Here is a 20,046-nt window from a genome sequence, read left to right as displayed (position 1 = left end):
GTGCCACCGGGTCCCGCGCGGCGCGCCCACGTTTCGAAATGGGCTCAATGCCGGGGCGGCAGGTATGGCCGCCGCGTCCCTTGGATACAATGGTTGCAACTATCGCCACGCGGCCGGACGCCGGCCGTGACACACCGATTGGGGACGAATGGCAACCACGAAGGAAGACTCCAAGAACCGCGCGATCATAACCGTCCTGGGCAGCGACCGCTCGGGCATCGTCGCCGCTGTGGCGACGGCCCTGTCGCAGCACGACGCGAACATTCTGGACATATCGCAGACCATCCTGCAGGGCACGTTCACGATGACCATGCTCGTGGACCTGGGCCCGTCTGACGTCGAGTTCTCGAAGCTGCAGCAGCAGCTTGAGTCGCTGTCGAAGGAGATCGGCGTCCAGATCACCATGCAGCGCGAAGAGGTCTTCAACTTCATGTACCGCCTGTAGGCAGGGGAGAAGCGCAGCGGCCTTTGCCGGCGCCCGCCCACGACGGCACGTTCTAAGGAGACGCAATGTCCTATGCGTACGATCCGCTGGCCGAGAGGCCGCGGCACTACCTCACGCCCGAAAACACCTCCGCGTTCGAGCACATCGTCGACCGGTACCCCATGCCGTCCGTAGGGCTTGGCAGGCCGGAGGTGTCCGACCTGCTGTACGAGGGCGGCCGCAACGTGGACGTGGTGCCGGCGGAGCTGTACTCCCGCTACGACGTGAAGCGCGGCCTGCGCAACGCGGACGGCTCCGGCGTGCTGGTGGGCCTCACCACCATCTCGAACGTGCACGGCTACAACAAGACGGCCGAGGGCGTCGTCCCGGACGAGGGGCGCCTGACGTATCGCGGCTACAACGCGGCGGAGCTCATCTCTGCGGCGCAGCGCGAGGGGCGCTTTGGCTACGAGGAGGTCTCGTACCTGCTGCTGACGGGCCAGCTGCCCACGCAGGCGCAGCTGGACGACTTCCGCGCGCGCATAGGCAGCCGCCGCCAGCTGCCCGAGGGCTACCTGCGCATCTTCCCGCGCACCACGTTCAGCCCGTCCATCATGAACGTGCTGCAGCGCGCGACGCTCTTGCTGTATGCGTTCGACAACAACCCGGACGACACGAGCCCCGTGCACGAGGTGGACGTGGCGCTGTCCATGCTCGGCCGCTGGCCGCGCGTGGCCTCCATCGCGCACCAGGCGTACGTGGCGGCCCGCACGGGCGTCGTGCCCACGGTGCCGCCCGCGCGCGAGGACTTCTCGATGGCCGAGACGATTCTGGACGTGCTGCGCGGCGACGAGGGCTTCACCCGCGACGAGGCCATGATGCTCGACGTGATGCTCATGCTCCACGCGGAGCACGGCGGCGGCAACAACTCCACGTTCACGTGCAGGGTCCTGTCCTCATCCGGCACGGACGCGTACTCCGCGTACGCGGGCGCGCTCGGTTCGCTGAAGGGCCCCCGCCACGGCGGCGCGAACGCAAAGGCCGGCGAGATGGTGGACGACGCCGCGGAGCACATCGAGGACTGGTCGTCCGACGACGAGGTGGCCGACTACCTCACGCGCGTGCTTGCGGGCAAGGCGTTCGACGGCAGGGGTCTGATCTACGGCATCGGGCACGCGGTCTACACCATAAGCGACCCGCGCGCGCAGATCGTGAAGGGCTACGCCCGCGAACTCGCCCGGAAGAAGGGCACGGCAGAGGCCGAGAAGTTCGAGCTCATCGAGCGGATAGAGCGCCTTGCGCCCCAGGTCATGCGCGACGTGCGGCACATCACGAAGCCGCTGTGCGCGAACATAGACCTGTACACGGGCTTCGTCTACCACATGCTTGGCATCCCGAAGGACCTCTTCACGCCCATATTCGCCATCGCGCGCATGAGCGGCTGGGCGGCCCACCGCATGGAGGAGCTCTACGGCCCGGCGCGCATCATACGCCCTGCGTACAACTCCTACATGGATGCGCAGGCGTACGTGCCGATCGCGGAGCGCGGGTGATGCCCGCCCGCGCAGGTGCCGTCGGCAGTGGACGCGCGTCCGCGGAGGCGGCCCACGCGCCCGTCTCCATCGTGTTCGCGGACATGGACGACACGTTCCTTGCGAGGGACAAGACGGTCCCGGCCGGCAACCTTGCCCTTCTCGACCGCATGGGCGAGAAGGGCGTGCCGTTTGTGCCGTGCACCGGCCGGGTATGGTCGGCCGTGTCGGGGCAGGTGCTGGGGCACGCCGCGACGCGCTACGTGGTCGCGAGCGACGGGGCCGTGGTGATGGACGTGCGGGACGCAGGGAGCCCGCGGCGCCTGCACCTGAGCGCGCTGGGCCGCGAGCGCGCGCTTGCGCTGTACGAGCGCGTGAGGGAGCTTCCCGTGACGTTCGACGCGTTTTGGGACGGCAAGATCTACGTGTCGCGGCGGCGCTTCGAGCTCATGCGCGGGTTCGACATCCCGCCGTACGACCGCGACATGTACCTGCGCTATCGCACGCCGATGGACATGACGACCACGCAGCTTCTGGAAAGCCTTCCCAGCGTGGAGCGCCTCACGATCTTCACGGGCACCGACGACGTGCGCGCACGTGCCATCGAAGCCGTGGCGGCGGACTCCACGCTTCACTACACGTATTCCAGCGCGCGCAACCTCGAGGTGATGGACGCTAAAACGTCAAAGGGCGCGGCCGTCCGCTGGCTGTGCGATTACCTGGGCATTCCGCGAGCGCAGTCCGTGGGGTTTGGAGACTCCCCGAACGACCTCACGATGCTGACGGCCGTGGGCGACGGCGTGGCCGTGGCGAACGCGTATCCGGAGGCGAAGGCCGCCGCGACGCACGTGGCTCCGTGGACGTGCGACGAGTCCGCGGTGGCGCGCTACCTGGGGCCGCTGCTGTAGCGCGGCCCCGGACGCAGGCGCGAAAGAAGGAAGGTCCCCCGGCGGTGCCGAGGGACCTTCCTCATTGGATGCGGCTTGAGGCGTGGGGGGCTAGCTATTCTCGCCCGGCGCGTCCTCTTCCTCTTCCTCCTCCTCGTCGACCCTGAGGGGACGGAAGCTCGCGGTGTCGCCGCCGATGACGGAGGACTCGACCTCCTCGGCGTTCGCGACGGTATCGCTCTTCATCTTGTCCGCGAAGATGTCGTCGTCCTCGGGCTCCTGCATGGGGACTTCGACGCGCTTCATGGCGCCGGAGCTTGCGGGAGCGGGCGTCGCGACCGCGTTGGCCAAGGGGACGCGCGTGAGCTTGTGCTGGCGCTTCGTGCGGGCGAACAGCGGGACGTACTCGAAGATGATGGAGGAGTTCTCCAGACCGTACCAGCGCGCGGGCGAGCCGCAGACGTGGCGGATCATGTACTTGAGCTCCATCACGCGACGGTTGAATCCGGAGATCTCGGTCTCGGGCGTGAGGACCTTGCGGATGAGGCAGAAGCGGAAGTCGCCCACGTTGGAGTGCTCGCGGTAGATGGAGTAGCGATGCTCCTGCGGGGCGAGCTGGCCGGAGTTCACGAGGTCCGCGACGATCTGGTACAGGTAGGTGTTCACGCGCTGGTTCACGCGGAAGCCCAGGCGCAGCTGGACCTTGAACAGGAAGTCCGTGCCGTAGTTGTTGACGATGAACTCGTGCGTGTTGGGCTCGTCCGTGACCATGACGTTGAGGAAGTAGTATGCGCGGGCGCGCTTGGGGCGCTTGTCCAGGATGGAGTACAGGATGTCGCGGTCAAGCTTGTCCGGCGAGGAGTCGTTGGTGAGGAAGACCAGGTTGTCCGCGATGATGGGGTAGTCGTTGTCGTTGCGAAGCGAGCGGAGCTGGTCGATGTACTTGCTGACGGGCAGGTACACGGACTGGGTGTGCTCGATGGCGGTGCCGCGGCGCCACACGTACATGACGATGAAGATGAGCGTCGCCATGAGGACGGTGAAGTAGCCGCCGTGGAAGAACTTCGTGAGCGAGGAGAAGAAGAACGTGAGCTCGATCGCGCCGAAGAACAGCGCGAAGACGATGGCGAGGCCGCGCCTGTGCCACAGCCTTGAAATATAGGTGTAGAGAAGGACCGTGGTCATGAGCATGGTGACCGTGATAGCCAGGCCGTAGGCGGCCTCCATGTGGCTGGAGCTGCGGAACAGCAGCACGACGAACACGCACGCGACCCACATGATGGTGTTGACCATGGGGATGTAGATCTGGCCCTTCGTCTGCGAGGGGAAGTTGATCTTCATGTGCGGCATGAGGTTGAGGTGGATTGCCTCGCTCACGATGGAGTATGAGCCCGTGATGAGCGCCTGCGAGGCGATGATGGAGGCGAGCGCGGAGAGGACGACCTCTGCGAAGCGGAGGTTCTCGGGCACGATGTGGAAGAACGGGTTGAGGTCGGGCGTGGCCGCGAGCGCCGCGTTGCCCCTGTTCGCGAGGATCCAGGCGCCCTGGCCCAGGTAGTTGAGGATGAGGCAGAGCTTCACGAACGGCCAGGTGGCGTAGATGTTGGGCTTGCCGACGTGGCCCATGTCGGAGTAGAGGGCCTCCGCGCCGGTGGTGCACAGGAAGACGTTGCCCAGGACCATGAGGCCGGCGGCGTTGATGGAGCCGTCGAACAGGAAGCGGATGCCGCGCACCGGGTTGAACGCGCGGAAGACGTTGAGGTCGAGACCGACGTTCAGCAGGCCGGTGATGCCGAGGAACAGGAACCAGATGGTCATGATTGGTCCGAACGCCTTGCCGATGGCGGAGGTGCCGGCGCGCTGCACGGCGAACAGCACGCACAGGATGATGATGGTGATGGCCACGACGATGTTCTGGTTGGTGCCGATGATGGCGTAGAACGTGTCGATGGTACGCAGGCCCTCGATCGCGGTGGTGACGGTGACCGCCGGCGTGAGGATGCCGTCCGCGAGGAGTGCGGCGCCGCCGATCATGGCGGGGAAGATCAGCCACTTACCGCACCGACGGACGAGGGAATACAGCGCGAAGATGCCACCCTCGTTGTGGTTGTCGGCCTTCATGGCGACAAGGACGTACTTGACGGTGGTGATGAGCGTGAGCGTCCAGATGATGAGCGAGAGCGCGCCCAGGACCGTGTCCTGACCCATGGTGGTAAGACCGCCGTTGTCCGCCATGATCGCCTTGAGCGTGTACATGGGGCTGGTGCCGATGTCACCGTAGACGACTCCCAGCGCGACGAGAATCATGCCCGCGGACAGCGGGATGCCGTTGTACTTGCGCCGCTTGGTGGTTACGCCCTTTGGCGTTGCCGGCAGCTTCGTGTTAGACATAGTGCTCCTATATCGATGTGTCCTTCGCTTGCGACGACCAGCATCCACCGGGTTGTACCCACGGGGCCACTGACGATGCCATGCGGTCGGTGGGAGTGGCGCATAGCGTCACAAACGACATGCGTGCAGCAATGGTAACACTGAAGACAATCCTAAGGTCGCGGCGATCGAACGGTGAATGAACTGTCCGCTTGCATGCACTGGCGGGCGGATGTGTCTGACCTTCTCGCCCCGCGAGCGGCCGGTGGGCACGCACGCGGGGTGTTTCCTTTTTATGGTGCACAGGCGGACGTTCGTGCGCGCGAGTGCGCGCGGGATAGACTTGTCTGCGTAGACGACACCCGGCCGGCCGCACGCCGGCCACGACGAAGGGAATGCGAGCATGGTAGAGGAGAGCCAGAACGAGGCGACCCCCAGGCAGGCGAGGTCCAAGGTGGCGGAGGCGTTCATGTCCGTTCCCGCCGAGGAGGCGAGCACGTGCCCGGAGCCCGCGACGGCACGACTGACGTGGCATGGCTCCAACGAGACCGAAGGCGAGAAGATCGAGTACTCCTGCACGGCGTCTCACCTGGACGTGCGCGCCGACACGGGCAGGCTCGTGGGCAAGATGTTCAGCCTGACCTACGTGGCGCTTGACGAGGAGGGATCCGCGAGTCCTTCTCGCCCCGTGACCTTCTGCTACAACGGTGGACCCGGCTGCGCAAGCGTGCCCATCAACTTTGGCGGCATGGGCCCGCGCCGCGTGAAGACGGACGGCGTGAGCCATCTGGCGTATCCCATCGAGGTGGAGGACAACCCGTACACGCTGCTGCGCGAGTCCGACCTGGTGTTTCTGGACGCGCTGGGCACCGGGTTCTCGAGCCTGGCGGCCGACGCGGACACGAGCAAGGTGTTTGGCGTGGATGGCGACGCGGACGCGTTCTGCCGCGCCATCACGACGTGGCTTGAGGAGAACGGCCGCTGGACGAGCCCCGTCTACCTGTTTGGCGAGTCGTACGGCACGGTGCGAAACGCCGTGCTGATGCGCCTTCTGGGCGAGAGGGACGTGAAGGTCGCCGGCGTCACGATGCTTTCCGCCATATTCGACTGGGTGCAGACGCTCGAGGGCGAGGACCTGTACCACCTGGGCATGACGCCGACGTACGCCGCCACCGCCCACTACTTTGGCAAGGTGGGCGCCGGCGAGGGCGCGGACAAGTGGTTTGACCGCGCGCTGGAGTTCACGGACGACGTGCTGGCGCCCGCGCTCCTGAAGGGCGACAGGCTGGACCCGGAGAGGGAGGCGGACATCGCGTGGCGCTACGCGGAGCTCATCGGGCTTCCCGCCGAGCACATCCGCCGCAACCACCTGCGCGTGACGCTGGACGACTTCCGCCGCGGCGTTCTTGCGGACGACGGCAGGGTCTGCGGCCGGCTTGACACGCGCTTCTCGTCCGAGGCGCCGTCCTCCCTGCAGACGTCGAGTGAGTGGTTTGCCGGCGAGGACGCGGCCGACGACGCGGTGGAGTCCAGCTGGACGATGGCGTTTAGGGATTTCCTCCACCGCGAGTTGGGCTATAAGGCGCCGGCACGCTACATATCGAGCAACTACGAGCAGGTGGGCGTTAACTGGAACTGGAGCCACCGCGAGCCTGGCAAGATGGACTCGACGGGCTGCCCGAACGTGGCGACGGACATCGCTACGGCGATGCGCCGCAACCCGCGCATGAAGGTGGCAATCCTGGGCGGCCGCTACGACGCGGCGACGCCGTACTGGAACGTGATGCACGACATGAGCGCGCAGTTTTTGGGCGACGCGCTGAAGGAGCGCCTGGAGTGGCATCGCTACGGCTGCGGCCACATGGCCTACGTGGACGAGCCGACGCTACGCCAGATGAGCGCGGACATGGAGGCGTTCTACAACAAGCGATAGGGACGGGTGAGGTCCGGCCCGTGGGTGCAGGAGGGCCAGCCCCGGGAATGCGCGCGGTCGTCACGATGGCGACCGCGCCTTTTTTGCGTGCGCTACGCGCGCCTCACGATGTAGCAGTGGTGCACCTTCGCGTTGCGCGAGAAGTCCTCTGGGATGGACTCGGCCGTGACGTCCTCCAGCGTGACGCCGGCGCGCGCGAGCTTCTGCACGTCCGGCTTGAAGCCGCGCAGGTTGCAGCTGAAGATGGCCGAGCCGTTCCTGGTGAGCAGGCGCGACACGCCGATGATGAGCTCCGCGTGATCGCGCTGGACGTCCCACGAGCCGCGCATGCGCGAGGAGTTGGAGAACGTGGGCACGTCGCAGAACACGAGGTCCCAGCGGTTCTTGGTGTGGCGCTGCTCCTGCACCCACGCGATGACGTCCGCCTGCACGTACTCGTGCTCAGGCGGACGCGACGTGCTGACGAAGCCGTTGCGCTCCATGTTGCGCCGTGCCCAGTCCAAGGACGGCCGGCTCATGTCCACCGTGGTGGTGTGCTTGGCGCCGCCGTCCGCCGCGTAGCACGTGGCGGTGCCGGTGTAGGCGAACAGGTTCAGGAAGCGCTTCGACCCCTGAGTGCGCTTCATCATCTCGCGCACGAGCGAGCGGGCGTTGCGGTGGTCCAGGAAGAGCCCGCAGTCCAGGCGCATGCCAAAGTTGACCTCGAACGTGAGGCCGCCCTCGTCAACCAGGTGGGCCCCACGGGGGAGAGGAACGAATCCCTCCCTCGCGGCGGCGCCCCTGCGCCCGGCGGCACCCCTGCCGCGGGCATCGCCGTGCGTGTCACGGCGCGGGGCCGCGACCTCGTCCGCGTACTGCGAGCCGCCCTTGCCGTGGGTGCGCACGCGCACGAACACGTCCTGCGGCGCGACGCCCAGCACGAGGGGGGCTATGGCCAGCACGTCCAGCAGGCGCCTGCGCGCGAGCGTGGGGTCGACGGACCTGGGGGCGGCGTACTCGTACACCTGCAGCCAGCGGCCGCGCCCGCGCCTGCTTGGCACGAGCTCCGAGCCCTCCCACAGGTCGATGCTGACGGCGTAGTCCGGCAGGTCGGAATCGTACACGCGGTAGCAGCTGACGTCCTCGCGCTGCGCCCACTTGCGGCGGAGCCGGGCGACCTTCGCGAGGCGGCGGGCGAACTGCTCGCTTGCGCCCACGAGCACGGGCACCCTGACCTGCCTGCCGCCCGGGACCGTGACCTCGACGCACTCGCGTTCGGCCGGCAGGGCCGCGGCCGCAAAGCGGCTGATGGCCGCGTCGCTCTGGCCAACGATGACCTCGACCTTCTCGGCGGGCTCGGCGCCAAGGGCCGCGTCTATGGCGCCGTCGCGCGAGAGCGTGACCACGGTGGCCTCCGCCGGCAGCCCCTGGGCCGCGGCCGCGCACTTCGCGAGCGCGGCGGCCTGCGTGGCGACCTCGTCCGGCGAGACCCACGAGAGGTCCTCCACCGCGAGCGCGTCCGTGTGACCGGCGAGCGCCGCGGATACGTCTTCCGCCGCGCAGAACGTCAGGTCTACGTCCATACCGGCCGCCCTGAGGGCGCGCCTGGCAGAGGCCTCGGCGCCGGGGCGGGTGTCCGTGGCCACGAGGAGGGGCTTCCTGTCGCGGGCGGCCTCTGCCCGCTGGCGCGCCTGTGCGAGGACGGCGTCCCACGCGTCGGCGTCGTGGCCGCCCCAGCCCGCAAAGCCCCAACGCGTGCGCAAAAGCCCCGGGGCGCGGTCGAGCGCCTGGGAGGCCGCCTCGACCACGACGCTGCCGGCGCCGCTGAAGACACAGGCCAGCGCGGGGGAGTCGTGCCGCACGGAGCGGAACCATCCGCCGGCGGCCAGAAGCGCCGCGGCGTAGTCCGGGCGAAGCGGAGCTATGGGGGTGCGGTCCGAGCGGGCGGCCTCGTAGCCGCGCCTGAAGAGCGGGGTGCCCGTGAGGTCGATGCCGACGGTCGCGCGCTCGCGCGAGACCCTCACCACGACGGAGACGTCCGGGTGCTCGACGTCCACCATGGGGCGCGCTCCCCGGCGGGCGGCAATCCTGTCCACGATCGCGTCCTTCGCGCGTACTGCCACGAACTGCGTGTTACGGAGCTGGGCGTTCGTGCCGTGCGCCTCGACGGCGACCGTAGCACCCGCCGGCACGTGGTCCTCCCACGGAAGCTCCGCCATGCCCTGGTACAGCGAGTCGGAGTCCGCGGCGCCGATGCGGTCGAGCACGAGCACCACGCGCGAGGCGAGGCGCGACCACAGGCAGGCGCGGTACGCGTCCTCGAGCGCGGAGCCAAAGCCAACCTGGCCTCTGAGCGCGCGCACGTGCCTGGCGCCAAGGGAGGCTAGCTCGTCTGCCAGGAGGGGCTCGAAGCCCTTGGGGCACGTTGCGAAGAACTCGAGGGCGCCTGCGGCACCCTCCGGAACAATGCGTGATTCGGTCATGCGGGACACCTTTCGCCCGTGGTCGGAAGTACTAGAAATGGTATGCGTGCTCGGCGTCGCCGCGGGCGTAAAACGCGGCCACCAGCAACTCGACACACGTCTGGCGCGTTGGAGCGTCCCTCCGCGCGTGGGCCCGACCGCGCCGCGACCGCCGTCCGCCGCTGAGGGCGCGTTTGTCGCTCGTCCGGAAACGCGGCCGTGGATACGGTTATCATCTTCTTAGGAATGTGTAGGAATCGGGTGGGCACTGTGCCCTCCCGAGCGAGAAGAGCGAGGAGATCTCTCATGGATAAGGAAACCGAGTCCAGGGTTCAGCTTTGGAAGGAAAACGTCACGGAGCCAGACCTCAAGGCAGAGCTTGACGAGCTCATCTCCTCGGGCGACGAGGAAGCGCTGAACGACGCCTTCTATCGCGACCTCGCCTTCGGCACGGCTGGCCTTCGCGGCACGCTCGGTGTCGGCACGAATCGCATGAACGTCTACGTCGTCGCGCAGGCGACGCAGGGCGTGGCCGACTACTTGAACGCCCACTACGAGAACCCCTCCATCGCGCTTGCGCGCGACTCGCGCCTGAAGGGCGAGGACTTCCAGAGGGTCGCGGCGGGCGTCCTTGCCGCCAACGGCATCCACGTGTACGTCTATCCGCGCATCGAGCCGGTCCCCACGCTTTCGTTCGCCGTCCGCTACCTGCACACCTCCGCGGGCATCGTCCTCACGGCCTCGCACAACCCCGCGCAGTACAACGGCTATAAGGTCTACAACGACAACGGCGGCCAGATCGCGAACGAGGCCGCGGACGAGATCTCCGCGTCCATCGAGAAGACGCCGGTCTTTGGCGGCGCCAAGATGATGGACTTCGAGGAGGGCCTGCAGAAGGGCCTCATCGAGTGGACGCCGGAAGAGGTCCTCGATGCGTTCATCGAGGCCGTCAAGAAGGTCTCCGTCCCCGGCTTCAAGGCTCCGGAGGGCTACAAGGTCGTGTACACGCCGCTCAACGGCACCGGCATGGAGTGCGTGACCCGCATCCTGAAGGAGATCGGCGTGAACGACGTCGAGGTGGTTCCCGAGCAGAAGGACCCGGACGGCAACTTCCCGACGTGCAAGTACCCGAACCCCGAGTTCCGCGAGGCGCTGCAGCTGGCCCTCGACCTCGCCGACAAGGTGAAGCCGAACCTCGTCGTCGCCACGGACCCGGATGCGGACCGCATGGGCACGGCGATTCCCCACAACGGCGAGTACGTCCTTCTCTCCGGAAACGAGATGGGCGTCCTGCTGATGGACTGGCTCGTCAAGATGGCCGAGCAGCGCGGCGAGGACCCGAAGACGAAGGTCGCCGTCTCCACGATCGTCTCCTCCGTCATGCCCGACGCGCTTGCGCGTGACCACGGCTTCGAGATGCGCCGCGTGCTCACTGGCTTCAAGTACATCGGCGACCAGATCGACCAGCTGAAGGACGAGGGCGAGGAGGACCGCTTCCTCATGGGCTTCGAGGAGTCCTACGGCTACCTCGTCGGCACGCACGCCCGCGACAAGGACGCCATCGTCGCCGTCGAGATGTGCGTCGAGATGGCCGCGTACTACGCCGAGCGCGGCATGGACCTGTACGAGGCCATGGAGGAGCTGTACAAGAAGTATGGCTACTACCTCAACGGCACGGTGAACGCGCAGTTCCCGGGCGAGGCCGGCGCCAAGCGCATGGCCGAGATCATGACCAGCCTGCGCGAGAACCCGCTGACCGAGATCGCGGGCTACAAGGTCGTCGGCATGACCGACTTCGCGACTGGCCCCGAGATGCCGCGCGTCTCTGGCCTGCAGAAGGAGGCTCCGCAGCACCTGCCCGCCGCGAACGTGATCGAGTACCGCCTCGAGGGCGACAACAAGGTCATCTTCCGTCCGTCCGGCACCGAGCCCAAGGTCAAGGCGTACCTGTTCGCAAAGGGCGCGACGCGCGCAGACGCCGAGGCCATCCGCGCCAAGCTTGACGAGGCCTCCAAGAAGATCCTGGCGTAGCGGACCGACGGCCTATCCTGCACCACAGTGCCCCGCTCGGAATTCCGGGCGGGGCTTTTCTCGCCTGCGATGTAGCTTGGCCTAGACAACAAGACGTCGTGCGTACCGTGCGTCACGTGGACGAGAAGGGCGACGCTGCCGCCCGACAACGTCGCCCTTCTTGGAAGGCTCCCTTGCTTGGTATCCCCGGCGCTACCGGGACGACGAGTCGTCCGAGGTAGAGGCGGCGGTCACGCTCAGCAGCGTAGAGGCGTTCTTCGCGATGGTCCCCGCAGCCCACGTGTGGCCGCTCGCGGAGGTGCTGTCCGGGTCGTACATGGTGACGGACCCGTCGTCGTTCGTCTTGATCACAAGCGCCCAGTGCGCGTACGGGGTCGTGAAGTTCGCGTTCAGCTGCACGATCGCGACGCCGTTCGAAAGGACGATCGACAGGTTGTCCGCGGAAGGCGTGTACTCCTTCACGGTCAGGCCGACCTTGGCGCCCACCTTCGTGAAGAACTCCTTCTTCGTGCCGGAGGCCTCGTCGGCGTACTTGCCCTCCGTGGAGAGCTCCGCAAGTGCGTTCGGCGTCTGGTCCGTCTTTCCCGTGAGCCCCATGTACGCCATGGAGAGCGACGTCGGGCCGGAGCCCGTCACGCCCATCACGCCGTCCGCGTACTTCACGTAGCCCCAGCGGGTGTCCCAGTCGTACAGCAGCGGGTACGAGCCCTTCTCGTTGCCGTCGCCGTACTTCTTCGCCGTCGACTTCGCCTTCGGGAAGCCGGCCACGAAGTCGATGGCGTCGTCCTCGCGAAGCGCCAGCTCGCACAGGCGCGCGTCCGCATACTCGTCCGCGTGCGCTGCGATCCAGGAGAGCTTCTTGTTCTGGTCGAGCACGGGAGTGAACTGCTTCGTGAGCGACTCGGACACGCCGGCCGCGACCCTGGCGTCGTAGGAGTTGACCTCCTTCTGCGCGGACTTCGTCTGCTTGCCGGAGCTGTTGCAGCTCGTGACGCAGCTGCTGATGCCGAAGATCAGCAGGATGAGAAGGACGAGGCCTGCCAGCAGCACCGCGAGGCCCCTGTTGCTCAGGCCGAGCCGGGTGAGCAGGCCGCCGCGCCGCCGCGAGCCCCTGAAGTTGCTGCGGTCGAAGCCGATGCGCGAGTTGTTGTGCACGTTCAGGCCGGCGTCGTGGCCGCTGATGGTGCGGTAGTTCCTGTTGCTGCGGTAGGGGGTCCTGCTCTCGCGGCGCTGCGCGTCGCGCACGTGCGCGGTACCTTGGCGCCGATTGCCGGAGGGGCGGCCCTGCGAGGAGCGTGACTGTCCCGAACCAGAGCCCCTGGGGCGATCGTTGTAGCTATATGGCATGGCGAACCCTTCCAGATGCATACTTTCGTCAATCCGCATACAACACGCAGACTATGACTCATCATATTGCACATACCTTGCTTCGGATGCCCAAAAATGGGGAATGGGGGTGGCAGGGCGCGCCGGCGCCGTAGACGGTTGCCGTTCGCGGAACCACACGCGGGGTCGGCATGGCGCGCTAATCCGCATGTTAAGCTTGTATTTGCGAGATGCGTGCGATTTTATACATGATAGTTGACAGGGTTCTACTAGTATTTTAACTTGATGCAGAAGAGCGCAAAATGGGCCGTTCAAATTCAGCCTCATTTATGCGAGTTGACACTACGGAGGCCGGCACATGGTAAAGAGACGCAACAACAGGCAGGACGCCATCAGGGACATCGTCCGTGGCAAGTCCATCAGGACGCAGCGCGCCCTTGTTGACGAGCTTCAGGCCATCGGCTTCAACTGCACGCAGGCTACCGTCTCGCGTGACATCGCGGACATGGGCCTGCGTAAGCTCAGCGAGGGCATCTACGTCTTGGCGGAGGACCTCCACCTCCAGCGCATGGTTTCCGAGTTCGTGATGAGCGTCGACCGCGCCGACAACCTCGTCGTGATCAAGTCGCAGCCGGGCACGGCCCCCGGCGTGGCGGCCGCCGTCGACGCGGCGTCGCTGCCCGAGGTCAAGGGCTCCGTCGCCGGCAACGACACCGTGCTCGTGGTCTCCGGAAGCGACGAGGCCGCGATGGACCTCGTGAACCTCGTCAACAAGCTGCGCGACGCAAAGAAGTAGCGCCGCCGCACATGCCGCGTCCAACGTGTGACGCCCGGGCGGGGAGCCTGTGCTTCTCGCCCGGGCGCTTTTTGTCGCCGCTCACAACCGCACCCACCTTCGCATGCACGCCACGCGCGCCGTGCCCAAGGGAGAAGGGCCAGTCGCCGTGGTGGCGACTGGCCCTTGCGTGCAACCTGGTGCCGGTCGAGCCGGCTATGGCTGGGCCCGCGCTAGCGCGTCCCGTCGCCTGCGGCCTCGCCGCCGGCCGGAGCCTCCGTTCCGCCCGTGCCCGCGGCACCTGCGCCTGCCCCGGTCTCCTGCGTGGTCGTGCCCGTCGTGGTGCCGGTGGTGTTCGTGCCGTAGTTCTGGGTCGAGTTCGTCGTGGTCGTGTTAGTGGTGTCGGTGTAGCCGTTCGTGTTTTCGGTCTGGGTGTTCGTGTAGCTGCGGTAGCGGTTCGTCTCCTCGGACACGTACTTCGTCGCCGTGAACTTCCACGAGCTGTTTGGCTTGTACGTGGCGGTGCCGTCCGCCTTCGGGAACTCCGCCCTCGCCACGCCGGACAGCGCGGAGTTGATGAAGTCGACGTAGATGGGGACCGTCGTGTTGTACGGGTGGCCGGATGCGCCGTGCACCATGACGGTGCCCTCGGTGGTGTAGCCGCACCAGACCGCGACGGAGAGCTGTGGGGTGATGCCGCAGTACCACAGGTCGCGCGCGTTCTCGGTCGTGCCGGTCTTGCCGGCGACCGGCTGGTCGACCTTGAGGGTCTGGCTGATGACGCTCGCGGTGCCGCCCGCCTGGGTGACGCCCTTCATCACGTCGATGGCCGCGTCGGCCACGGCGGTGGAGAACACCTGCTTCGGCTTGTCCTTGTGCTTGTACACCACGTTGCCGTTGCGGTCCTCGATCTTGGTGATGGCCACGGAGTCGCGGTGGTAGCCGCCGGAGGCGATCGTGGAGTAGCCCTCCGCCATCTGGATCACGGGGATGCCGATGGTGCCGAGCGTGATGGAGTCGTACGCCGGGATGTCAACGTCGATGCCCATGTCCGTGGCCATCTGCGAGACCTTGTCCGCGCCGACCGCCTGGATCACCTGCACGAAGCCCGTGTTGGAGGACAGCGCGAACGCCTTCGCGAGGGTGATGGTGCCATAGCTCGTGTGGCCGAAGTTGTTGACCTTCCAGGTGGGGGAGGCCTGCAGCGGGGAGTTGCAGTTGATGTATATCTGCGGGTTCATGCCGGCGTTCAGGGCGGCGCACAGCGTGTACGTCTTGAAGCTCGAGCCCGGCTGGCGCTCGGCCTGCGTGGCGAGGTTGAACTTGTTGGACTCGTAGTCGCGGCCGCCGACCATGGCCTTGATGTAGCCCGTGGAGGGGTCGATCGCCACGAGCGCCGCCTGCAGCTGGTCGTTGCCGATGCTGTCGAGGTTCTTGCGGACGCTGTCCTGCGCCGCCTCCTGCACGGTGGGGTCGATGGTGGTGTAGACCTTCAGCCCGCCCTGCATGACGGTGTCCTGGTCGAAGTCCTTCAGCAGGAGCGTCTTGACGTAGTCCGTGAAGTACGGGTACTTGCCCTCGGCATCCTCCATGGTGCCCTGGTTCGTGACCAGCTCCTCCTTCTTGGCGTCCTCGCACTGCTTCTTGGTGATGTCGCCTGCGGCGTACATGCGGTTAAGAACTATGTTGCGGCGCTTCTTCGCGGCCGTCGGGTTCTTCAGGGGGTCGTACACGGACGGCGACTGCGGAAGTCCGCACAGCGTCGCCGCCTCGGCGAGGGTGAGGTCCTTCGCGTGTTTGTTGAAGTAGGTGATGGAGGCGGCCTCTATGCCGTACGCGCTGTGGCCGAAGTAGATCGTGTTGAGGTACATGTTCAGGATCTGCTTCTTCGTGAACATCTTCTCCATCTGGATGGCGATGTACGCCTCGCGCACCTTGCGCTTGAGCGTCATGTCAAACTGCTCGTCCGAGAGGACCGTGTTCCTCACCAGCTGCTGGGTGATGGTGGAGGCGCCCTCGGAGCCGCCGCCCAGCTGCACGGCGATCGCGCGCAGGATGCCCTGCGGGTCGACGCCGTGGTGCTGATAGAAGCGGACGTCCTCCGTGTCGACGATCGCCTTCAGGGCGTAGTCGGAGATCTTGCTCGAATCGACGCTGCGGCGGTTCTGGATGTAGTACTCCGCGATTACGGAGCCGTCGGACGCGTACACCGTCGTCGGCTCGGACACGAGGTACGCCTTGGCCGAGGTGTAGTCGGGCAGGTCCTGGAGCCAGTTGCTCACGACGCCGCCCAGAGACATGAAGAGCGCCAGCACAAGAAGCGCCAGAAAGCCAAAGAAACCCGCAACGCCAAAACCCACCGCATGGGTGCTCGCGTGCCTGTGAGCCCTGCGAGTGCGAATGCTCATATAACCCTCCCGGGAAATCGGTACAGACGCTTAGATTATAAGGGTGTCAACGTAGAAACTCCCATGGCGCCCAATCTAGGCGAGAAGAACAAAAAGGCAAACAGGCAGCGGGGGCGGCCCTCGAGCTCGCGATTTCCTTGCAATCGAATGAGAACGCCCCGGTTGTGGTATAAGTGCTACAACATACATTCAGCGCATGTACAATAGGAGTCTAACATGACTACGATGACAATTCGCTGCGACGAGCGTGACAAGGCTGCGGCTGCTGCCGTGGCCGAATACTACGGCCTTGACCTATCCTCTGTCACCCGCGCATTCTGGAAGCAGATGGCCAGGACAAACAGCATCCCCCTCGACTTTGGCAATAGGGAGCCTAACGCCGAGAGCCTCCGCTCAATCCGGGAGGCCGATGAGATTGAGGCGGCGGGAGGTACCGGTGAGTCCTATGGGAGCGCACGCGCGCTTCTGGACGCTGCAAGGGCGTAGACATGGCGCGTCTCAAAGCACAGTTCACCCCAACCTTCAAACGCGACCTAAAGAAGCTTGACAAAAGGCATGTCGACGATGCTCCACTTGAAGAAGTGATTGAACTCATAATTGAGAACTCCCCAGAGTCATTGGCAGAACTGAAAAGAAGGCACAGAATGCACTCTCTTGCTGGAGGATGGTCAGGAAGTAGTGAGTGCCATGTCTGCAATGCCGGAGATTGGCTTCTTATTTGGCGGACGTTTGAAGGGATTGCCTTGATGCAGCGCACGGGGAGTCATGACGAGCTGTTCCGCTAAGAAAGAGCTGCGCGCGGCGAGTGAGACTGCGCTATCCTATGCCGTATATGTCTAAGCACCGATGGCCGGCTCTTCTCGCCCGATCGTCGAGGGTGCTGCCGTCGTCTCTAGGAGGGACCAAATTGCTATCCGTTGACGAACAGCTCAAGGTAATTCTTTCCGGCACCATGCAGGTGGTGCCCCTGGACGAGCTCAAGAAGAAGCTCGAGAAGGGCACGCCCCTCAACATAAAGCTGGGCGTGGACCCCACGAGCCCGGACCTGCACCTGGGACACGCCGTGCCGCTGCGCAAGATGCGCCAGTTCCAGGACCTGGGGCACAACGTGACGCTCATCATCGGCAACGGCACCGCGCTCATCGGCGACCCGTCGGGCCGCGACAGCACCCGCCCGCCGCTGACGGAGGAGCAGGTGGAGGCTAACGCAAAGACTTACGTGGCGCAGGCGATGAAGATCCTGGACCCCTCGCGCACGAAGGTCGTGCACAACGGCGACTGGATCAAGCCGATGACCCTGGACAAGATGCTGGGCCTGATGAGCAAGTTCAACGTGGCCCGCATCCTGGAGCGCGAGGACTTCCACAACCGCTACACCAACGGCCAGTCCATCGCCCTGCACGAGTTCATCTATCCCGTGCTGCAGGCGTACGACTCCGTCATGATCGAGGCCGACCTGGAGATGGGCGGCAACGACCAGATCTTCAACCTGCTGGCCGGTCGCGACCTTATGCGCGACATGGGCATGGAGCCGCAGGTGGCGCTGACGATGCCGCTTCTGGTGGGCCTTGACGGCCAGAAGAAGATGTCGAAGAGCTACGGCAACTACGTTGGCCTGACCGACGAGGCGAACGACATGTTTGGCAAGCTCATGTCCATCAAGGACGAGCTGGTGCCCATGTACTTCCGCCTGTGCTCCACGCTGCCCGTGGCGGAGGTCGACAAGATCGACGCCGCGTACGCGGACGGATCGGCGGACCCGTACGCGCTGAAGCGCCAGCTGGCCCGCAACATCGTGGACCTGTACCACGGCGCGGGCGCCGGCGACGAGGCCCAGACCGCGTTCGACGCGACGTTCAAGAAGAACCAGATCCCGGACGACGTGGCGGAGTATCCCGTGAGCCTTGCCGTGACGAACGAGGACGGCAAGGTGTACCTGGCGAAGCTTCTGGCCGAGGTGGGCATCGCGAAGTCCGCGGGCGAGGGGCGCCGCCTGATCGACGGCGGCGGCGTGAAGATCGACGGCGAGCCCGTTGCCGCCAAGTGCTACAACGTGGACCCGGAGCTGCTGCACGCCGGCTGCGTGCTGCAATCTGGCAAGCGCCGCTGGGCGAGGCTGGTGTAGTCCCGTTGGCGTTTAGGGACACTCACGACGTACCCGAGCTTCTGGCCCCCGCCGGGGGGCCAGAGCCGTTTAGGGCCGCGCTTGCCGCGGGCGCGGACGCGATCTTCTGCGGCCTGGGAAGCGACTTCAACGCGCGCCGCGGCGCGGGGAACTTCACGTACGAGACGTTTGCGCAGGCGTGCCGCGAGGCGCACCTCTTGGGCGTGCGCGTCTACGTGACGCAGAACGTGGTGATAAAGGGCGACGAGATGCCGCGGGCCCTCGCCCTTCTCCGCAAGGCATGGCTCTTGGGCGCGGACGCGTTCATCATCCAGGACTGGGGACTGCTTGCGGAGGCGAGGCGCCTGTGGCCCCAGATCGAGTGCCACATATCGACGCAGGCGAACGTGCACGACGCGCGCGCGACGCGCTGGTGCGGCGAGCTTGGCGCGGAGCGCGTGACGCTTTCGCGAGAGCTTTCCGTGGCGGAGATCGGGCGCATCGCGCGCGAGGGCGTGGAGCTGGAGAGCTTTGGCCACGGTGCGCTGTGCTTCTGCTACTCCGGCGTGTGCATGATGAGCTCGCTTCGCGGCGGGCGCAGCGCGAACCGCGGGCTGTGCGCGCAGCCGTGCCGTCTGCCGTACGACCTGGTGGACGGCGACGGCAACGTGATTTCCGCCCCCGGGGCGGGCCGCCCGCTGTGCCCGAAGGACTTCCGCACGCTGGACGACCTGCCGCGCCTGACCGCGGCCGGGCTGGGGTCGCTCAAGGTAGAGGGCCGCATGAAGGCGCCGGACTACGTGTACTCCGTCATCAGCGCGTACCGCGCGCAGCTGGACGACCTTGCGGCCGGCCGCGAGGTGACCGAGGCGGACGAGGCCGCGCGCAGCCGCACGCTGGCACGGGCGTTCAACCGCGACTTCACGAACAGCTACCTGGACGGTCGCTCGGACAACGACATGATGAGCTACGACCGCTCGAACAACCGCGGCGAGCTGGTGGGCACCGTGGTGGCGACGCGCGACCTTGGCAGCGCGAAGGTGCGCCGCGGTGGCGGGAGTGGTGGGCGCGACCGCTTTCGCACCGTGACGATGGCGGAGGTGGACGTGCGCCTGGACGCGCCCGTGGGCGCCGGCGACCTTCTGGAGGTGCGCCCGCAGGACGACCCGTCGCAGTTTTTGACGACCCGCGCGGAGGCTGACGCCGCCGCCGGCGACGTGATCTGCTGCAAGACGGCGCGCCCCATGCCAGTGGGCTGCCCCGTGCGCGTGATCCGCTCCGAGCGCGCAATGGACGAGGCCGCGCGCGCCGCCTCGGGCGAGAAGCGCCGCCGTCTTCCCGTGCGCGTGGCCGTGACCGCGCGGGTGGGCCGGCCGTTCGCGGTGACGCTGACGTGCGCCGTGCCGCTGCCGGCCGGCGTCGCGAGCGCGACGGCGGAGGGCTTCGTGGTGGAGCCGGCGCGCACGCGGGCCGTGACGCGCGAGGACCTTGTGGAGCACGTGGGCCGCATGGGCACGAGCCCGTTTGAGCCCGTCGCGTTTGACGTTGACCTGGACGAGGGCGCGGGCATGGGCTTCTCGGCCGTGCACAAGGTGCGCGCCCAGGCATGCGACCTGCTTGAGCAGGCCATACTTGCGCCCACGAGCGACGCGGCGCGCAAGGAGGGCCTTGCGGACGTGCCGGACGCAAACGCGCTTGCAGCGGAGCTTCGCCGCGCGCGGGGGCGCGTGCGCAAGGCGCTCGTCGAGGAGGCCCCGGGCATCGCGGCCGGTGCTCCTGTCGCGCGGCCTGCCGGCGAGGTGTGCGCCCTGGTGC

14 protein-coding genes are annotated in these 20,046 nt (G+C 66.5%); 10 read left to right on the top strand and 4 right to left on the bottom strand.

What is annotated here, in order from left to right:
* Nucleotides 1-148: 148 nt before the first annotated feature.
* From ACTQWE_RS06645 to ACTQWE_RS06635, 3 genes are all read left to right on the top strand, one after another.
* Nucleotides 149-445, top strand: a complete 297-nt coding sequence (locus ACTQWE_RS06645) for an ACT domain-containing protein (RefSeq protein ID WP_170104341.1) — start codon at nt 149-151, stop codon at nt 443-445.
* Nucleotides 446-510: 65 nt separating this feature from the next.
* The gene (locus ACTQWE_RS06640; protein WP_441855343.1) at nt 511-1,977 is read left to right on the top strand and encodes a citrate synthase; all 1,467 of its coding nucleotides are present in this window, start codon (nt 511-513) and stop codon (nt 1,975-1,977) included.
* Nucleotides 1,977-2,864 carry an HAD family hydrolase gene (locus tag ACTQWE_RS06635; protein ID WP_441855345.1) on the top strand — a complete coding sequence of 296 codons (888 nt, stop codon included), beginning with the start codon at nt 1,977-1,979 and terminating at the stop codon, nt 2,862-2,864. The genes ACTQWE_RS06640 and ACTQWE_RS06635 overlap by 1 nt, the downstream gene beginning before the upstream one ends.
* A gap of 90 nt (nt 2,865-2,954) precedes the next feature.
* Here the strand turns inward: ACTQWE_RS06635 and ACTQWE_RS06630 are convergent, their stop codons facing one another.
* Entirely contained in the window at nt 2,955-5,234 is a 2,280-nt protein-coding gene (locus tag ACTQWE_RS06630) for a KUP/HAK/KT family potassium transporter (RefSeq protein ID WP_441855347.1), read from the bottom strand.
* A 382-nt stretch (nt 5,235-5,616) separates the two neighbouring features.
* On the opposite strand from ACTQWE_RS06630, the gene ACTQWE_RS06625 reads away from it, so the two are divergent.
* Nucleotides 5,617-7,146, top strand: coding sequence for a S10 family peptidase (locus ACTQWE_RS06625; protein ID WP_441855349.1), 1,530 nt, complete (start codon nt 5,617-5,619; stop codon nt 7,144-7,146).
* Nucleotides 7,147-7,238: 92 nt separating this feature from the next.
* Here ACTQWE_RS06625 and rlmKL read toward each other — a convergent pair whose 3' ends face one another.
* The gene (rlmKL, locus tag ACTQWE_RS06620) at nt 7,239-9,608 is read right to left on the bottom strand and encodes a bifunctional 23S rRNA (guanine(2069)-N(7))-methyltransferase RlmK/23S rRNA (guanine(2445)-N(2))-methyltransferase RlmL (RefSeq protein WP_441855351.1); all 2,370 of its coding nucleotides are present in this window, start codon (nt 9,606-9,608) and stop codon (nt 7,239-7,241) included.
* Between the two features lie 285 nt (nt 9,609-9,893).
* On the opposite strand from rlmKL, the gene ACTQWE_RS06615 reads away from it, so the two are divergent.
* Nucleotides 9,894-11,618, top strand: a complete 1,725-nt coding sequence (locus ACTQWE_RS06615; RefSeq protein WP_441855353.1) for a phospho-sugar mutase — start codon at nt 9,894-9,896, stop codon at nt 11,616-11,618.
* A 192-nt stretch (nt 11,619-11,810) separates the two neighbouring features.
* On the opposite strand, the gene ACTQWE_RS06610 is transcribed toward ACTQWE_RS06615, so the two are convergent.
* Nucleotides 11,811-12,965 carry a hypothetical protein gene (locus ACTQWE_RS06610; protein WP_441855355.1) on the bottom strand — a complete coding sequence of 385 codons (1,155 nt, stop codon included), beginning with the start codon at nt 12,963-12,965 and terminating at the stop codon, nt 11,811-11,813.
* Between the two features lie 337 nt (nt 12,966-13,302).
* Here ACTQWE_RS06610 and ACTQWE_RS06605 point away from each other — a divergent pair, with 337 nt between their 5' ends.
* Nucleotides 13,303-13,740 (top strand): arginine repressor, encoded by a 438-nt coding sequence (locus tag ACTQWE_RS06605; protein WP_090861378.1) that lies wholly within the window; start codon nt 13,303-13,305, stop codon nt 13,738-13,740.
* Between the two features lie 212 nt (nt 13,741-13,952).
* On the opposite strand, the gene ACTQWE_RS06600 is transcribed toward ACTQWE_RS06605, so the two are convergent.
* Nucleotides 13,953-16,127, bottom strand: a complete 2,175-nt coding sequence (locus ACTQWE_RS06600) for a transglycosylase domain-containing protein (RefSeq protein ID WP_441855357.1) — start codon at nt 16,125-16,127, stop codon at nt 13,953-13,955.
* A 216-nt stretch (nt 16,128-16,343) separates the two neighbouring features.
* Here ACTQWE_RS06600 and ACTQWE_RS06595 point away from each other — a divergent pair, with 216 nt between their 5' ends.
* The 4 genes from ACTQWE_RS06595 to ACTQWE_RS06580 all read left to right on the top strand — a co-directional run.
* The gene (locus tag ACTQWE_RS06595; RefSeq protein WP_090861380.1) at nt 16,344-16,613 is read left to right on the top strand and encodes a type II toxin-antitoxin system RelB/DinJ family antitoxin; all 270 of its coding nucleotides are present in this window, start codon (nt 16,344-16,346) and stop codon (nt 16,611-16,613) included.
* Between the two features lie 2 nt (nt 16,614-16,615).
* Nucleotides 16,616-16,912 (top strand): type II toxin-antitoxin system RelE/ParE family toxin, encoded by a 297-nt coding sequence (locus tag ACTQWE_RS06590; protein ID WP_090861381.1) that lies wholly within the window; start codon nt 16,616-16,618, stop codon nt 16,910-16,912.
* Between the two features lie 122 nt (nt 16,913-17,034).
* Complete coding sequence (tyrS, locus tag ACTQWE_RS06585; RefSeq protein WP_441855359.1) at nt 17,035-18,252, top strand: tyrosine--tRNA ligase; 1,218 nt, start codon at nt 17,035-17,037, stop codon at nt 18,250-18,252.
* Between the two features lie 5 nt (nt 18,253-18,257).
* Nucleotides 18,258-20,046 (top strand): peptidase U32 family protein (locus ACTQWE_RS06580; protein ID WP_441921429.1); only part of this gene is annotated, 1,789 nt, incomplete at its 3' end.

It is taken from the genome of Parafannyhessea sp. LCP19S3_B1 (assembly GCF_052121955.1).
Taxonomy (GTDB): domain Bacteria; phylum Actinomycetota; class Coriobacteriia; order Coriobacteriales; family Atopobiaceae; genus Parafannyhessea.
This window is presented reverse-complemented; position numbering and strand designations above follow the sequence as displayed.

Excerpts from the sequence above, each read along its gene's own strand:
- ACTQWE_RS06640 (WP_441855343.1), top strand. The coding sequence starts at position 511 with ATGTCCTATGCGTACGATCCGCTGGCCGAGAGGCCGCGGCACTACCTC.
- ACTQWE_RS06615 (WP_441855353.1), top strand. The coding sequence starts at position 9,894 with ATGGATAAGGAAACCGAGTCCAGGGTTCAGCTTTGGAAGGAAAACGTC.
- ACTQWE_RS06625 (WP_441855349.1), top strand. The coding sequence starts at position 5,617 with ATGGTAGAGGAGAGCCAGAACGAGGCGACCCCCAGGCAGGCGAGGTCC.
- rlmKL (WP_441855351.1), bottom strand. The coding sequence starts at position 9,608 with ATGACCGAATCACGCATTGTTCCGGAGGGTGCCGCAGGCGCCCTCGAG.
- ACTQWE_RS06645 (WP_170104341.1), top strand. The coding sequence starts at position 149 with ATGGCAACCACGAAGGAAGACTCCAAGAACCGCGCGATCATAACCGTC.
- ACTQWE_RS06590 (WP_090861381.1), top strand. The coding sequence starts at position 16,616 with ATGGCGCGTCTCAAAGCACAGTTCACCCCAACCTTCAAACGCGACCTA.
- ACTQWE_RS06605 (WP_090861378.1), top strand. The coding sequence starts at position 13,303 with ATGGTAAAGAGACGCAACAACAGGCAGGACGCCATCAGGGACATCGTC.
- ACTQWE_RS06600 (WP_441855357.1), bottom strand. The coding sequence starts at position 16,127 with ATGAGCATTCGCACTCGCAGGGCTCACAGGCACGCGAGCACCCATGCG.
- ACTQWE_RS06635 (WP_441855345.1), top strand. The coding sequence starts at position 1,977 with ATGCCCGCCCGCGCAGGTGCCGTCGGCAGTGGACGCGCGTCCGCGGAG.
- ACTQWE_RS06630 (WP_441855347.1), bottom strand. The coding sequence starts at position 5,234 with ATGTCTAACACGAAGCTGCCGGCAACGCCAAAGGGCGTAACCACCAAG.
- ACTQWE_RS06610 (WP_441855355.1), bottom strand. The coding sequence starts at position 12,965 with ATGCCATATAGCTACAACGATCGCCCCAGGGGCTCTGGTTCGGGACAG.
- ACTQWE_RS06595 (WP_090861380.1), top strand. The coding sequence starts at position 16,344 with ATGACTACGATGACAATTCGCTGCGACGAGCGTGACAAGGCTGCGGCT.